This window comes from Vibrio sp. 378 (genome assembly GCF_033339435.1).
This window is the reverse complement of record NZ_JAWOUO010000885.1, coordinates 1-581: the sequence shown is the minus strand read 5'-3', so window position 1 is coordinate 581 and position 581 is coordinate 1. Positions and strand designations below refer to the sequence as shown.

General features: G+C 47.5%; 1 protein-coding gene. It reads left to right on the top strand.

Features of this window, described 5'->3' with window-relative positions:
- The coding region (locus R7Q48_RS29400; RefSeq protein ID WP_318133892.1) for an imelysin family protein at positions 1-581 on the top strand (581 nt) is incomplete at both ends.

Genomic DNA, 581 nt, shown 5'->3' with positions numbered 1-581 from the left:
ATCGTCGTGGTGAGTACTTAAAAGCCGCGGCCGATCTACTGATTCAAGATCTTGAATGGATGGAAAAACAGTGGTCTGCTGATGAAAAAGGCAACTACCGTCAAGAGCTACTCACAGGTTCTGCAGAGAATGGTCTACGTAAAATGCTGTTTGGTATGGGCTCTTTGTCTTTGGGTGAGTTAGCTGGTGAGCGTATGAAAGTTGCGCTAGAAGCGAACTCTACGGAAGACGAGCACGATTGCTTCTCGGATAACACGCACAACTCGCATTACTACAACGAGCAAGGTATCTACAACGTTTATACGGGTACATACAGCCGCCAAGATGGCACGGTTCTTACTGGTCCAAGTATCGCAAACCTAGTTGCTCAGGAAGATAAGCAAGCCGCTGAAGAAATCCAGAAGCAATTTGACGCAACACGCAGTCAAGTTGGCGAGTTGGTGACTTCTGCTGAAAAACACAATCAGCATTTCGACCAACTTATTGCTGCGGGTAATGCTCAAGGCAATGCTCTGGTTAACGACACCATCATGGCGTTGGTTGCACAAACAGGTGCTATTGAGCGTGCAGCGGGTATTGTC